General features: G+C 74.5%; 13 protein-coding genes and 1 pseudogene. 7 read left to right on the top strand and 7 right to left on the bottom strand.

Going from position 1 to position 12781, the window contains the following annotated elements; translation table 11 throughout:
- The coding region (locus tag R2740_RS18305) for a TrpB-like pyridoxal phosphate-dependent enzyme (protein WP_371304133.1) at positions 1-1273 on the bottom strand (1273 nt) is incomplete at its 3' end.
- Positions 1274-1350: 77 nt separating this feature from the next.
- Complete coding sequence (locus tag R2740_RS18300; RefSeq protein WP_371304132.1) at positions 1351-2226, bottom strand: 1,4-dihydroxy-2-naphthoate polyprenyltransferase; 876 nt, start codon at positions 2224-2226, stop codon at positions 1351-1353.
- Positions 2227-2304: 78 nt separating this feature from the next.
- On the opposite strand from R2740_RS18300, the gene R2740_RS18295 reads away from it, so the two are divergent.
- The 6 genes and pseudogenes from R2740_RS18295 to R2740_RS18270 all read left to right on the top strand — a co-directional run bounded on the left by R2740_RS18295 (position 2305) and on the right by R2740_RS18270 (position 8799).
- Entirely contained in the window at positions 2305-3351 is a 1047-nt protein-coding gene (locus R2740_RS18295; protein ID WP_371304131.1) for an AMP-binding protein, read from the top strand.
- Positions 3348-4298, top strand: coding sequence for an o-succinylbenzoate synthase (locus R2740_RS18290; protein WP_371304130.1), 951 nt, complete (start codon positions 3348-3350; stop codon positions 4296-4298). Before R2740_RS18295 ends, R2740_RS18290 begins: the two co-directional genes overlap by 4 nt.
- A pseudogene (locus R2740_RS18285) lies at positions 4244-4603 on the top strand (thiamine pyrophosphate-binding protein); the annotation flags it as partial. The gene R2740_RS18290 and the pseudogene R2740_RS18285, both read left to right, overlap by 55 nt.
- Positions 4604-4952: 349 nt before the next feature.
- Positions 4953-5930 (top strand): thiamine pyrophosphate-dependent enzyme, encoded by a 978-nt coding sequence (locus R2740_RS18280; RefSeq protein ID WP_371304129.1) that lies wholly within the window; start codon positions 4953-4955, stop codon positions 5928-5930.
- A gap of 45 nt (positions 5931-5975) precedes the next feature.
- Positions 5976-7841, top strand: a complete 1866-nt coding sequence (locus R2740_RS18275; protein WP_371304128.1) for a Na+/H+ antiporter — start codon at positions 5976-5978, stop codon at positions 7839-7841.
- A gap of 49 nt (positions 7842-7890) precedes the next feature.
- Complete coding sequence (locus R2740_RS18270; protein ID WP_371304127.1) at positions 7891-8799, top strand: helix-turn-helix domain-containing protein; 909 nt, start codon at positions 7891-7893, stop codon at positions 8797-8799.
- Positions 8800-8811: 12 nt separating this feature from the next.
- Here the strand turns inward: R2740_RS18270 and R2740_RS18265 are convergent, their stop codons facing one another.
- The 3 genes from R2740_RS18265 to R2740_RS18255 are packed head-to-tail and all read right to left on the bottom strand — an operon-like array spanning position 8812 to position 10928.
- Positions 8812-9141: a hypothetical protein gene (locus tag R2740_RS18265; protein WP_371304126.1), complete on the bottom strand. Its 330-nt coding sequence runs from the start codon at positions 9139-9141 to the stop codon at positions 8812-8814.
- Between the two features lie 51 nt (positions 9142-9192).
- Complete coding sequence (locus tag R2740_RS18260) at positions 9193-10395, bottom strand: cytochrome P450 (protein WP_371304125.1); 1203 nt, start codon at positions 10393-10395, stop codon at positions 9193-9195.
- Positions 10392-10928, bottom strand: a complete 537-nt coding sequence (locus tag R2740_RS18255; protein WP_371304124.1) for an N-acetyltransferase family protein — start codon at positions 10926-10928, stop codon at positions 10392-10394. Before R2740_RS18255 ends, R2740_RS18260 begins: the two co-directional genes overlap by 4 nt.
- A gap of 54 nt (positions 10929-10982) precedes the next feature.
- Here R2740_RS18255 and R2740_RS18250 point away from each other — a divergent pair, with 54 nt between their 5' ends.
- Positions 10983-11615, top strand: coding sequence for an MBL fold metallo-hydrolase (locus R2740_RS18250; RefSeq protein WP_371304123.1), 633 nt, complete (start codon positions 10983-10985; stop codon positions 11613-11615).
- A gap of 61 nt (positions 11616-11676) precedes the next feature.
- Here R2740_RS18250 and R2740_RS18245 read toward each other — a convergent pair whose 3' ends face one another.
- Both R2740_RS18245 and R2740_RS18240 read right to left on the bottom strand, forming a co-directional pair.
- The gene (locus tag R2740_RS18245; RefSeq protein ID WP_371304122.1) at positions 11677-12558 is read right to left on the bottom strand and encodes an oxygenase MpaB family protein; all 882 of its coding nucleotides are present in this window, start codon (positions 12556-12558) and stop codon (positions 11677-11679) included.
- Between the two features lie 22 nt (positions 12559-12580).
- Positions 12581-12781: hypothetical protein (locus tag R2740_RS18240; RefSeq protein ID WP_371304121.1), on the bottom strand; the 201-nt coding region annotated here is incomplete at its 5' end.

Below are 12781 nucleotides of genomic sequence, written 5' to 3'. Positions count from 1 at the left end.
CCTCCGAGAGCGGGTCGTCGGCGAGGTGGCCCTCGAGGAAGTCGGCGTAGGACCCCAGCTCGAGGAGGCCGTGGCCGGAGAGCCCGACGACGATGACCTTCTCCTCGCCGCTCTCGGCGCAGGCCAGCGCCTCGCGGCGCAGCTGGGCGAGCGCGTGCGACGACTCCGGCGCGGGCACCACGCCCTCGGTGCGCGCGAACTCGACGGCGGCCTCGAAGCACTCCCGCTGGTGCAGCGCCTCGCCCTGGATCAGCCCCAGGTCGACCGCGTGCGACACCAGCGGCGCCATGCCGTGGTAGCGCAGGCCGCCGGCGTGGATGGGGGAGGGCACGAAGTCGTGGCCGAGGGTGTACATCTTCATCAGCGGCGTCAGCCCGGCGGTGTCGCCGAAGTCGTAGCGGAACTCGCCGCGGGTGATCGTCGGGCACGACGAGGGCTCGACCGCGAGGATCGTCGGGTCCTGGCTGCCGGCGAGCTTCTCGCGCAGGAAGGGGAACGCGAGGCCGGCGAAGTTGGACCCGCCACCGGCGCAGCCGATCACCAGGTCGACCGAGCTCTCGCCGGCCTTGGCCAGCTGGAGCAGCGCCTCCTCGCCGATGATCGTCTGGTGCATCAGCACGTGGTTGAGCACCGAGCCCAGGGAGTACTTCGTCTGCTCGTCCTGGGCGGCCACCTCGACCGCCTCGGAGATCGCGATGCCGAGCGTGCCGGGGTGGTCCTCGGGGAACGCCTGGCCGGACTGGGTCATCCGGGACGGCGAGCGGTGGACCTTCCCGCCGAACACCTCGATCAGGGTGCGCCGCTGCGGCTTGGTGTCGAACGACGTACCGACCTGCCACACCTCGCAGTCGATGCCGAACAGCGCACAGGCGTAAGACAGGGCCGTGCCCCACTGGCCGGCGCCGGTCTCGGTGGTGAGCCGGCTGATGCCGTGCAGGGAGTTGTAGTAGACCTGCGGCACCGCGGTGTTGAGCTTGTGCGAGCCGACCGGGGAGATGCCTTCGTACTTGTAGTAGATCCGCGCCGGCGTGCCGAGCTTCTGCTCGAGGCGGTGCGCGCGGAACAGCGGAGACGGCCGCCACTGCTTGTAGACGTCGCGGACCGCCTCGGGGATCTCGACGAACCGGTCCTGGCTGACCTCCTGCAGGATCAGCTCGATCGGGAACAGCGGCGCGAGGTCGTCGGGACCCACGGGCTCGCGGGTGCCGGGGTGCAGCGGCGGCGGAGGCGGCGCCGGCAGGTCGGGGACCACGTTGTACCAGTGGGTCGGCATCTCCGACTCGTCGAGGACGAACTTGTGCTGCTGCTCGGTCACGGGGGCGCCTCTCTGTGTGATGCCGGGGTGCTGCGTCAGCGTAGGGCCAGCAGGGGCAGCCCGACCAGCACCGCCCAGGCGAGCTCGGCGACACCCGTCTGCTGCAGCACCGGCACCAGGGCGAGTCCCGTCGCGCCACCGCGCACCGTCCGCAGCGCCGGCAGCAGGGGCACGACGAACCCGAGGCCGAGCAGCGCCCACCACGTGGTCGAGACGGCGACGGCGACCACCGCCGCGGCCGCCGCCAGCACCAGCAGCAGGTAGAGCGACCGGGTGCGCTCGTCGCCGAGCACCACCGCGAGGGTCCGCTTGCCGGTCGACGTGTCGGTCGGGATGTCGCGGAGGTTGTTGACGACGAGGATGGCGCAGGCCAGGGCGCCGACGCCGACCGCGGCATAGAGCGCCGGCCACTCCCAGGTCTCGGTCTGGACGTACGCCGTCCCGACGACGGCCACCAGCCCGAAGAACACGAAGACCATCACCTCGCCGAGCGCGAGGTAGCCGTAGGGGCGCTTGCCCCCGGTGTAGAACCAGGCCGCCACCATCGAGACCAGCCCGACGACGACCAGCCACCAGGCGGTGGTCGCGGCCAGCACCAGACCGGCCAGGCCGGCCACGGCGAAGGCGAGGAACGCTGCTCGTCTCACGGCGGCCGGGCTGGCCGCACCCGACCCGACGAGGCGCATCGGTCCCACCCGCTCCGCGTCGGTGCCGCGCACGCCGTCGGAGTAGTCGTTGGCGTAGTTGACCGCCACCTGCAGCGCCAGGGCCACCACCAGCGCCAGGGTCGCCTTCCACCAGACCGGGCTGTCGGCCCAGGCCGCGACGCCGGTGCCGGCGACGACCGGCGAGACCGCCGCCGGGAGGGTGCGCGGGCGGGCGCCGTGGAGCCAGTCGGCGGGGGTGGCCATGAGACATGATCCAAGCAGGTGCGATCCGGCGCGCGGCCGGTGGCCCCGGGGCGCGTCGGGCGGGCTAGCGTTCGTCGGGTGAGCGCCCTCCGGCCCGTGGCGGGCACCGCCGACGAGATCATCGCGGCGGTGCGCGGCTGGCTGGCCGCCGAGGCGGAGCCCGAGCCGCTGGTGGTGGAGACCTCCGGGTCCACCGGTGCGCCCAAGCGGGTGCTGCTGTCCCGCCGTGCCGTGCTCGCGTCGGCGCGGGCCACCTCGGCCCGCCTCGGTGCGGAGGGGCGCTGGCTGTTGGCGCTGCCACCGACCTACGTCGCGGGCCTGATGGTCATCGCACGCTCGCTGGTGGCCGGTCGCCGCCCGCTGCTGGTCGACGACTTCCCGTCGCTGGCCGCCACCACGCTGGGCGAGCTCGGGGTCGGGGCGCCGCGCTTCCTCTCGCTGGTGCCGACCCAGCTGCACCGGCTGCTCGACTCGCCGACGGAGACCGCTGCGCTGCGCAGCCTGCACACGGTGCTGCTGGGCGGCGGCCCGATCCCGGCGGGGCTTCGCGAGCGGGCTGCCGCGGCCGGCGTACGCGTGGTGGCGACGTACGGCTCGGCGGAGACGTCGGGGGGCTGCGTCTACGACGGCGTGCCGCTGGACGGCGTGGGGGTGGCCCTCGGCGCGGAGGGCCGGATCCGGCTGACCGGACCGATGCTCTTCGACGGGTACGCCGGCAACCCGGCGCTCACCGCCGAGACGCTGGTGGACGGCTGGTTCCTGACCTCCGACGCCGGGCGGCTCGACGAGGACGGGCGGCTGCAGGTGCTCGGCCGGGTCGACGACGTCGTGGTGTCCGGCGGTGTCAACGTGCCCGGCCCGGCGGTGGCCGCCCGGCTCCGGGAGCACCCGGCGGTCCGCGAGGCCGAGGTGCTGGGAGTCGACGACGCCGAGTGGGGTCAGCGGCTGGTCGCCTTCGTGGTGGGTGAGGCCGGCCTGCCGCGGGTGGGGCTCGACGAGGTGCGCGACTGGGTGGCCGCGACGCTGCCCCGGACGTGGGCGCCACGCCAGCTCGTCACCGTGGAGTCCCTGCCGATGCTCGACAACGGCAAGCTCGACCGGGTCTCGCTGCGGGACCGCGCATGAGGGTCTGGTCGGTCCCGATGCGCACCCGCTTCCGCGGGATCACGGTGCGCGAGGGGGTGTTGGTGCGCGGCGAGGCCGGTTGGGGGGAGTGGAGCCCGTTCCTGGAGTACCCGCCCGACGTCGCCGAGCCCTGGCTGCGCTGCGCCGAGGAGGCCGCCGCCGGGGACTGGCCGGCGCCGGTGCGCGACGTCGTACCCGTCAACGTGACGGTGCCTGCCGTCGGCCCGGAGGCGGCGCGCGAGATCGTGCGCGCGGGCGGCTGCGCGACGGCCAAGGTCAAGGTGGCCGAGCCCGGGCAGACGCTCGCCGACGACGAGGCCCGGCTCGAGGCGGTGCGCGACGCGCTCGGCCCGGGCGGCCGGGTGCGGGTCGACGCCAACGGCGCCTGGACGGTCGACGCGGCGCTCGCGGCGCTGCCGGTGCTCGACCGGGCCGCGGGCGGCCTGGAGTACGCCGAGCAGCCGTGCGCCACCGTCGAGGAGCTGGCGGCGGTCCGGCGCCGGGTGTCGGTGCCGATCGCGGCGGACGAGTCGATCCGCCGCGCGGCCGACCCCTACCGGGTGCGCGACCTCGAGGCCGCCGACGTCGCCGTGCTGAAGGTGCAGCCGCTGGGCGGCGTGCGCGCCTGCCTGCGGATCGCCGAGGAGATCGGGCTGCCGGTGGTGGTGTCGTCGGCGCTGGAGACCTCGGTCGGGATCGCGGCCGGCGTGGCGCTGGCGGCCGCGCTGCCCGAGCTGCCCTACGCCTGCGGGCTCGCCACCGTGCAGCTGCTCACCGACGACGTCGCCGTGGAGCCGCTGCTGCCCGTCGACGGTGGCCTGCCGGTGCGGCCGGTCGTCGTGGACGAGGCCGCGCGAGCCCGGCTCGCCGCGCCGTCCGAGCGGGTCGCGGCGTGGGAGGCGCGGCTGGCCGCGGTGCACGGCGTACGGCAGGATCGGCGAGCGTGAACCCCTCGACCGCGCTGGCCCGGGAGGTCGTGTCCGCCCTGGTGCGGGCGGGCGTGCGGGAGATCGTGGTCAGCCCCGGGTCGCGCAACGCGCCGCTGTCCTTCGCGGCCCACGACGCCTCGGTGGCCGGGCTGGTCCGGCTGCACACCCGGGTGGATGAACGCTCGGCCGGGTTCCTGGCGCTGGGGCTGGCCAAGGTGGGGCCGCCGGCGGCGGTGATCTGCACCTCCGGCACGGCGGTGGCCAACCTGCACCCGGCCATGCTGGAGGCGGCTCACGCCGGCGTCGCGTTGGTCGCCGTGACGGCCGACCGGCCGGCGCGGCTGCGCGGCACCGGCGCCAACCAGACCACAGACCAGGTCGGGATCTTCGGGCCGCTGGTGGCCACCGTCGACGTGGCGGCGGGGTCGGAGGTGGCGCTCGAGCCGGGGTGGTCGCCGGTGCACCTCAACGTGCGCTTCGACGAGCCGCTGGTGCCGGACGACCGGTGGGTGCCCGACCCGGATCCGGCCCCCGGCGCCGGCTCGCCCCATGCGTCGATTGGGCGGAAGCTGCATGAAACCGGCCCGATTTGCCACGTTGTGGGCCAAACGACATCAAACCCGGCCCCCACACCGTCGTCGTCGCCGGCGGCGACGCGGGCCCGCCGGCCCGGTGCTGGCCCAGGCCCGCGGCTGGCCGCTGTTCGCGGAGCCGACGGCGGGGTGTCGCACCGGAGACCACGTGATCCGCACCTACCGGCTGCTCCTGGACACCGACCTGGGCAGCCGGATCCAGCGCGTCGTCGTGGCCGGGCACCCCACTCTCTCGCGACCCGTCAGCAGGTTGCTGGCCCGCGACGACGTGGAGGTCTGGTCGGCGCCACCGCGGGGGGTCTGGCCGGACCGTCCGTTCCCCGTCGACCACGAGCTCGACCTGTCCGGCCCGCTGCGAGAGCTCGGTGAGGGCCAGCCGCGCGACCCGGGCGACTGGCTCGACGAGTGGCGTGCTGCCGACGCCGAGCTGTCGCGTCGCCTCGACGCGCTCCTGGCCGAGGAGCCGGGCCTGACGCCTCACGAGGTCGCCGGCGCGGTGAGCCGGGCCGTCCCTCCGGAGGGGCTGCTGGTCGTCGGTGCGTCCAGTCCGATCCGCGACCTCGACCTGATGGTGGCGCCCTACCGCGTCGGCGACCGGCGCAAGGTGATCGCCAACCGCGGGCTGTCCGGCATCGACGGCGTCGTCTCGACGGCGATCGGCGCGGCGCTGGGCCGCCCGCGGAGCTCACGCGCGCTCGCGCTGCTGGGAGACGTGACGTTCCTGCACGACAGCAACGGCCTGATCCTGGGTCCCGACGAGCCCACCCCCGACCTCACCCTGGTCGTCACCAACGACGACGGCGGCTCGATCTTCGCGATGCTCGAACAGGGCGCCCCCGCGTACGCCGACCGCTACGAGCGGCTGTTCGGCACCCCGCACCGCGTCGACCTCGCCAGCCTGTGCGCCGCCACCCGGACCCCGCACTGGCGGGTCGACTCGCTGCTCGAGCTGGAGCACGCCCTGGCCAACGCGAACGGTGGCCTCGAGGTGATCGAGGCCGTCGTCGACCGGAGCCGTCGCCGCGACCTGGACGCCCGGATCCGCTCGCTCGCCTGACGGCGCCCACCGCCACCGTTTCCCCGGACCCCCCACAATGTCCGGGTGGAGATCGCCGCCGTCGTCGTGGGGCTGGCCGTCACCGTGCTCACCGGGGCGGCGCTGGCGGACCGACTGCGCTTCCCCGCCCCGCTCCTCCTGCTGCTGGTGGGCGCAGCGGCGTCGTACGTCCCGGCCCTCCCCGAGATCCGCCTCGACCCGGAGGTGGTGCTGGTCGGCCTGCTCCCGCCGCTGCTCTATGCGGCGTCCCTGCAGACCTCGCTGGTCGACTTCCGCGCCAACCAGCGCGCGATCCTGCTGCTGTCGGTGGGGCTGGTCGCCTTCACGACGCTCGGTGTGGGTGTCGTCGTCCACTGGCTGCTGCCGGGCGTCGCCTGGCCGGTGGCGTTCGCTCTCGGGGCGGTCGTGGCGCCGCCCGACGCGGTGGCGGCGACCGCGGTCGCGCGCCGGATCGGCCTGCCCCGCCGCATCGTCACGGTGCTCGAGGGGGAGTCCCTCCTCAACGACGCCACCGCCCTGGTGTCGCTGCGCACCGCCGTGGCCGCGATCGCCGGCGGGTGGTCGATGGCCGGCCTGGCCGGCGACTTCCTGCTCGCGGCGGGCGGCGGCGTCGCGGTCGGGCTGCTCGCCTACCTCCTCTGCGCCTGGGTACGCCGGCGGGTCCACGACCCGCTGGTCGACACCGGCGTCTCGCTCGTGGTCCCGTTCGCGGCCTACCTCGCCGCCGAGGAGGTGCACGCCTCGGGCGTCCTCGCGGTGGTCGTGGCCGGGTTGCTGCTCGGCCACCAGGCGCCGGTCCTGCAGACCGCCCCGTCCCGGATCGCGGAGCGGATCAACTGGCGCACGGTCGCGTTCATCCTCGAGAACACCGTCTTCCTCCTGCTCGGTCTGCAGGCGAGCTGGATCCTCGCCGACGTCGGCGCCAGCGACCTCGGTGTCGGCCGGATCGCCGCGGTGTGTGCGGGCACGCTGGTGGCCGTCGTGGTGCTCCGACTGGTGTGGGTGTTCCCGGCGCGCTACCTGCTGATCCGTCCCCGAGCCGACCACACCGGCCGGGTGCCACCGGCGCGCAACACGTTCATGATCGGCTGGGCCGGCATGCGCGGTGTGGTGACGCTTGCGGCCGCCTTCGTGATCCCCCCGGACACCCCGGACCGCGAGACCCTGCTGCTGGCGGCGTTCACGGTGGTGGCGGGGACCCTGCTCATCCAGGGGCTCACCCTTCCCTGGTTCGCGAGGGTCCTCGACGTCCCCTCGCCCGACCCGGCGGCGGACGCCCTGGCCCGGGCCACGCTGCTCCAGCAGGCCTCGGTCTCGGGCATGAAGGTGCTGGCCGAGCTCGAGGACGACGACCCGCACCAGGTGTTCGCGCTGATCCGTCAGCGCGTCGAGCAGCGCAACTTCGCTGCCTGGGAGCGGCTGTCGACCAACCTCGAGGCCGACTCGCCGAGCGACCTCTACGCCCGCACCCGCCGGGCGATGATCTCCGCCGAGCGGGCCCGGGTGCTGGAGATCCGCCGCGGCGGCACGGTCGCCTCCGACATCGTCGCCCAGGTGCTCGCCATGCTCGACTTCGAGGAGTCGATGCTCGACGCCGCCTGGAAGGAGCAGACCAGCCTGCGCGCCGGCCGGGCCGGTGAGACCAGCCGACTCGGCGACGACTGCGTCGACCTCCAGGCATTTCCCGTGGCCGACCTGCCGGCCGAGCTCTCCTGTCGCGAGTGCGTCGACGAAGGGCTGGTGTGGGTGTCACTGCGCCAGTGCCTGTCGTGCGGCGAGGTCGGGTGCTGCGACTCCTCGGTCGGCCAGCATGCCGATCGACACTGGAGCCGGACCCGCCACCCGGTCATGCAGAGTGCGGAGCCCGGCGAGGACTGGCGCTGGTGCTACGTCCACCACCTCACCGGCTGAGCAAGCGCGATCAAGCAGCGGTACGCCGCGGCGCGCGAGGATCGAGCACATGACCGCACCCGACCTGTTCGCCCGGTTCGTCGACCAGCTGGCCGACGCGCTGGACGAGCACGACGTGGATGCCGAGGAACGGGCCCGGAGGCTGCACTTCTCCCGCTTCCACCTGGACCGCCTCGTCTCGTCGGTGGCCGGTGAGCCGCCGGAGGCGCTGCGGCGGCGGGTGCTGCTCGAGCGGGCGGCGTACCGCCTGGTGACGACGAGGGCCTCGATCCTCGACGTGGCCGTCGAGGCGGGCTACGCCTCACACGCGGCGTTCACCCGAGCCTTCGCCCGCGCCTACGGGCGACCGCCCGCCGCGTGGCGGCGGCGGCCCGGTCAGATCCGGCTGGACGCCGTCAACGGCGTCCACTTCCACCCACCCGGCAGCCTGCGGCTGCCCGCCCGAAGGAGCGTGACCTCGATGGACCTGTTGACCCGGATGGTGGAGCACCATGTCTGGCTGACCGGTGAGCTGGTCGGCCACGCGGAGCGGCTCACCGATGAGCAGCTCGACGCGCCGATCGTCCTCGACGTCGACGACGACCAGCAGACGGTCCGGTCGCTGCTGTCCCGCCTCGTCGGGCAGCTCGGCATGTGGAACGCCGCGCTGGCCGACCGGGAGTACGACTGGTCGCTGGAGGACCACGAGTCGCTGGCGTCGATGCGGACGCGGCTGGCCGAGGAGGGGCCGACCTACCTCGCCCATGTGCGCGAGGTGGTCGAGCGCGACCAGCTCGACCAGACGTTCGTCGACGCGCTGTGCGAGCCCGCCGAGGTCTTCACCTACGGCGGGATGATCGCGCACGTGCTGACCTTCGCCGCACACCGGCGCACCCTGGTCGCCCTGGCGCTGGACCACCACGGTGTCGAGGGCATCGGCTGGGGCGACCCGATGCGGTGGGTCGCCGAGGTGCGCTGAGCCTCCCGGGGGTCAGGTCGCGGGAGGCGGCGGAGGCGGCCCCGCCGACGGCGCACCGGTCGGCGGAGGCGGTGGAGGGGTCGCCGGCGGTGGCGGGACCGGCGCCGTGTGCAGTGCGAAGGAGCTCAGGGCGCCCTGTGCCTCGTAGGCCTTCAGCGCACCGAGCACCCGCTCCCAGTCTGCGGGGTCGACGCTGCGTCCGGTCTCCTTGAGGAACGTCAGCATGCCGAGGTCGCGGTAGTGCCGCTCGGCGTCGCGGCCGGCGTTCGACGACGACAGCTGGCTGTCCACGCTGTCCGTGAGGTCCTTGGCGGCAGCCTTGACGTTGTCGAGGAATCCCATCCGACTCGCCTCCTGCGGGTACGCCGGCCGGTCCGGGCCGACGTACCGAGTCTAGGCGCGGGCGCCCCGGGTTGCCTGCGGGGTGAACCGCAGCGGGAACCGCAGGGCGCCGGTGTTGCCCGACACCGGCAGCCACTCGCCCGGACCGTCGGGCCGCGCGTCGGGCATCCGGGCGGCCAACAGCGGCAGCGCCACGGCCATGTCGGTGCGGGCCACGAAGTGCCCGAGGCAGTGGTGGACACCGCCGCCGAACCCCAGGTGCGGCGGGCGGTCGGCGGCGCGCAGCAGGTCGACCTCCGGGTCGGCGACGGCCGGGTCGGTGCCGGCCGCGTGCGAGAGCACCTGCACGATCGAGCCGGCCGGCAGCTGCAGCCCGTGGAGGTCGACGTCCTCGACGGCCTCGCGGGTCACCCAGGTGACCGTCGGGTTGACCCGCATCACCTCCTCGACCGCCGCCCGGCCGAGGTCGGGCCTCGCGGCCAGCAGCCGCCACTGGTCGGGGTGCCGCAGCAGCGTCTGGACGGCCAGCCCGATCTGGTTGCGGGTCGTCTCCATCCCCGCGAAGGCCAGGAAGACCAGGGACACCACGAGCTCCTCGCGGCTGAGCCGGCCCTCGCTCTCCTGGGCCTGGAGCAGCGTGGTCACGAGGTCCTCACGCGGGTGCGCGGCCCGGTCGTCGACGACGTCCTCGACATAGCCGGTCAGCCCGGCCAGCGCCGCCTCGATGCGCGGCAGGTCCTCCTTGACCCGGATGCCGAAGGACTTGCCGAGGTCGTCGGCCCAGTGCGCGACCTGCTCCCACTCGTCGTCGGGCAGCCCGAGCAGCAGGCACAGGATCCGTGCGGAGTAGGGCTCGGCGAACTCACCGACCAGCTCCACCTGCCCGCGCGGGGCGAAGGCGTCGAGCAGCTCGGTCGCGAGCTGCTGGAACTGCGGCTGCATCGCCTCGATGGTGCGGCGACGGAAGGCCGGCATCAGCAGCCGCCGCAGCCGCGCGTGGTCGTCGCCCTCGAGGCTGAGCAGCACGTCCTGCCACCAGCGGAGGAACGGTCCCGCGTGGATGCCGTTCTGCTCCGGCCAGCGGGCGTTGCCCTGCCGGAAGCGCCGATCGGTGAGCAGCGCGCTCGCCTCGGCGTACCGCAGCACGGCGTAGCCGTAGGGGGTCTCGGCGTACCACTGCTCCTCGCGCGCCTCGTGCACCGGCGGCGAGGTGACGTCGAACGCCGGGTCCGCCAGGTCCAGGAAGCGGGTCACGCCTGCATGCTGCCACGCGCCGGGCCGCGCACCATCCGCGCGTCCCAGGCGTCCAGCGGCGCGAACCGCTCGCGGGTGCCGTCGAGGGCGAAGCCGAGCTTCTCGTAGAACGCGATGGCACGCGGGTTGTTCTCCAGCACCCAGAGGTACGCCGGCCCGAAGCCGAGGGTGCGCTCGACGAGGGCCCGCCCGAGGCCCGTGCCGTAGCACGACGCCCGCACGTAGGCGGCGTAGAGCTCCAGCGGTCGCGGCGGGTCCTCGCCGCGACCGGGCCCGGCCACCGCGAACCCGACGAGCTCGACCTCGTCGCCGAGCCGGCGTGCGGCGAGCAGGCGGGGCACCCGCCGGGTGTGCTCGCGCCAACGGTCGGCCCACGAGACCGGGTCGGCGAGCTGCGCCTCGAGCAGCCCGCGGTCGACCAGCGGTGCGTAGGCCTCGCGCCAGCAGTCGAGGTGCAGCCGCGCGCCCGCCTCCGCGTCGGCGAGGGTCGCCCAGCGCAGGGTGACGCCCTCGGGCGGCGGGGTCGGGGTCATGCAGCGATTGTGCGCCCGCCACCCCGCGGCGACCACGGGATTAGTCTCGACGGCATGCGGATCACGAAGTTCGGCCACGCCTGCGTCCGGATCGAGCACGACGGCCGGGTGGTCGTGGTCGACCCCGGCATGTTCACCGACCCGGAGGCGGTCGACGGGGCCGACGCGGTGCTGGTGACCCACGAGCACCCCGACCACCTCGATGCCGAGCGGTTGCGCGCCACCGACGCGCCGGTCTTCACCGTCGATGCGGTGGCGGCCAGGCTCCGCGACGAGGCCCCCGACGTGGCCGAGCGGGTGACGGTCGTCGGCCCCGGCGAGGAGTTCACCGCCGCGCTGCCGGTGCGGGCGGTCGGCGAGCTGCACGCGGTGATCCACCCCGACCTCCCCCGGGCCTTCAACTGCGGCTATGTCGTCACGGCGGGCGACCAGAAGGTCTTCCACCCCGGTGACGCGCTGACCCCGCCCGGTGAGCCCGTGGACCTGCTCTGCGTCGTCGTCTCGGCGCCGTGGATGCGCGCCGCGGAGGGCGTCGACTTCGCGCGCCTGGTCGGCGCCCCTCGCAACCTGGCCATCCACGACCGGGTCTACTCCGACGCGGGACTGCGGATCGTCGACGGCCACTTCGGCCTGCTGCTCCCCGAGTCGCAGGCCTACACCCGCCTCCCCGACGGCGCCGACCTCTGACGAGATGCGGGAAATGGTCCCGCGAGATGCGGGAAATGGTCCCGCGAGGTGTGGAGATCGGTCACGACTCCCAGCTGCGGGTGACCTGCTCGAGCCGACGGGTGCGGCGCTGACCGGGTGTCAGCGCCCAGCGGACGGCACGGGTAGCGGCGTGGCCCGCCCGGCGCGCCAGCCAGGGGTGGTCGCGGAGCCTCAGCTCCGCGCGCGCCCACGCCGGCAGCAGGTCGATGGCAGCGAGCCAGAGCGCGGCGTACGCCGGCCGGCCGGGCAGTGGCAGCGGCGCCTCGTGGCGCAGGTGTCGCAGCGCCTCGTGGGCGGCGGGGACGGCGCGCAGCTCGGGACGGAACGCCGCCAGGTCGGCGGCCAGCGCGGCCTCGGTCCGCGGCGGCTCGAGCACTCCGAGCCGAGCCCCCACCAGGCCCGCCTCGGCGACGTAGGCATCGCGTCCGGCCGCGTCGAGCGGCCGCAGCCCATAGACCTGATGGGCCAGCAGGAAGCTCTCCACCTCGGCGACGTGGACCCAGCGGAGCAGGTGCGGGTCGTCGGCGGCGTACGGCGTCCCGTCGGGGAGCGTGCCGACGACCCGGCGGTGCACGGCGCGGACCACGTCGATCGCGCGTTGTGCGTGTTCGTCGGGACCGAAGGTGGTCGTGGCGATGAAGGTGCTGGTGCGGGCGAGGCGACCCCAGAGGTCCCCTTGGTAGCCGGAGTGCTCGGCCACCGCCGTCATCGCGGCCGGGTGCAGGGTCTGCAGCAGCACCGCGCGCAGACCGCCGACGAACATCGACGCATCACCGTGGACGCGGGCGATGGCGCTGTCCTGGGTGAACCAACGGGGGCCGGGAGTGCCGTGGATCCGGGCCCGCTCCGCCTCGCCGTCGGCACCGGCCACCCGACGGAACACCGCGTCGCCGAGGCGCTCTCGCAGCGATCCGGGGGTCACGTCGTCGAGCCTAGGATGCCGCTCAACCCGGTCGCCCCGCCGCGAGCACGGCCGTCTCGCGCAGCACCATGAGCCCGCGGTCGTCGACCAGCCCGGAGGCCGCGTCGTGGAACGCCGCCGTCAGCGCCGCGCGCACCTCGGGCGGCTGCCGGAGCAGCACCCGGCCGCGGACCCCGAGGCCAGCCTCGGTCCCGCGCCACAGGTCGGCCGGCGAGACCTCCCA

Origin of the sequence: Nocardioides sp., assembly GCF_041393715.1 — a bacterium.
Lineage (GTDB): Bacteria > Actinomycetota > Actinomycetes > Propionibacteriales > Nocardioidaceae > Nocardioides.
This window is presented reverse-complemented; position numbering and strand designations above follow the sequence as displayed.

Excerpts from the sequence above, each read along its gene's own strand:
- R2740_RS18300 (WP_371304132.1), bottom strand. The coding sequence starts at position 2,226 with ATGGCCACCCCCGCCGACTGGCTCCACGGCGCCCGCCCGCGCACCCTC.
- R2740_RS18290 (WP_371304130.1), top strand. The coding sequence starts at position 3,348 with ATGAGGGTCTGGTCGGTCCCGATGCGCACCCGCTTCCGCGGGATCACG.
- R2740_RS18270 (WP_371304127.1), top strand. The coding sequence starts at position 7,891 with ATGACCGCACCCGACCTGTTCGCCCGGTTCGTCGACCAGCTGGCCGAC.
- R2740_RS18265 (WP_371304126.1), bottom strand. The coding sequence starts at position 9,141 with ATGGGATTCCTCGACAACGTCAAGGCTGCCGCCAAGGACCTCACGGAC.
- R2740_RS18255 (WP_371304124.1), bottom strand. The coding sequence starts at position 10,928 with ATGACCCCGACCCCGCCGCCCGAGGGCGTCACCCTGCGCTGGGCGACC.
- R2740_RS18250 (WP_371304123.1), top strand. The coding sequence starts at position 10,983 with ATGCGGATCACGAAGTTCGGCCACGCCTGCGTCCGGATCGAGCACGAC.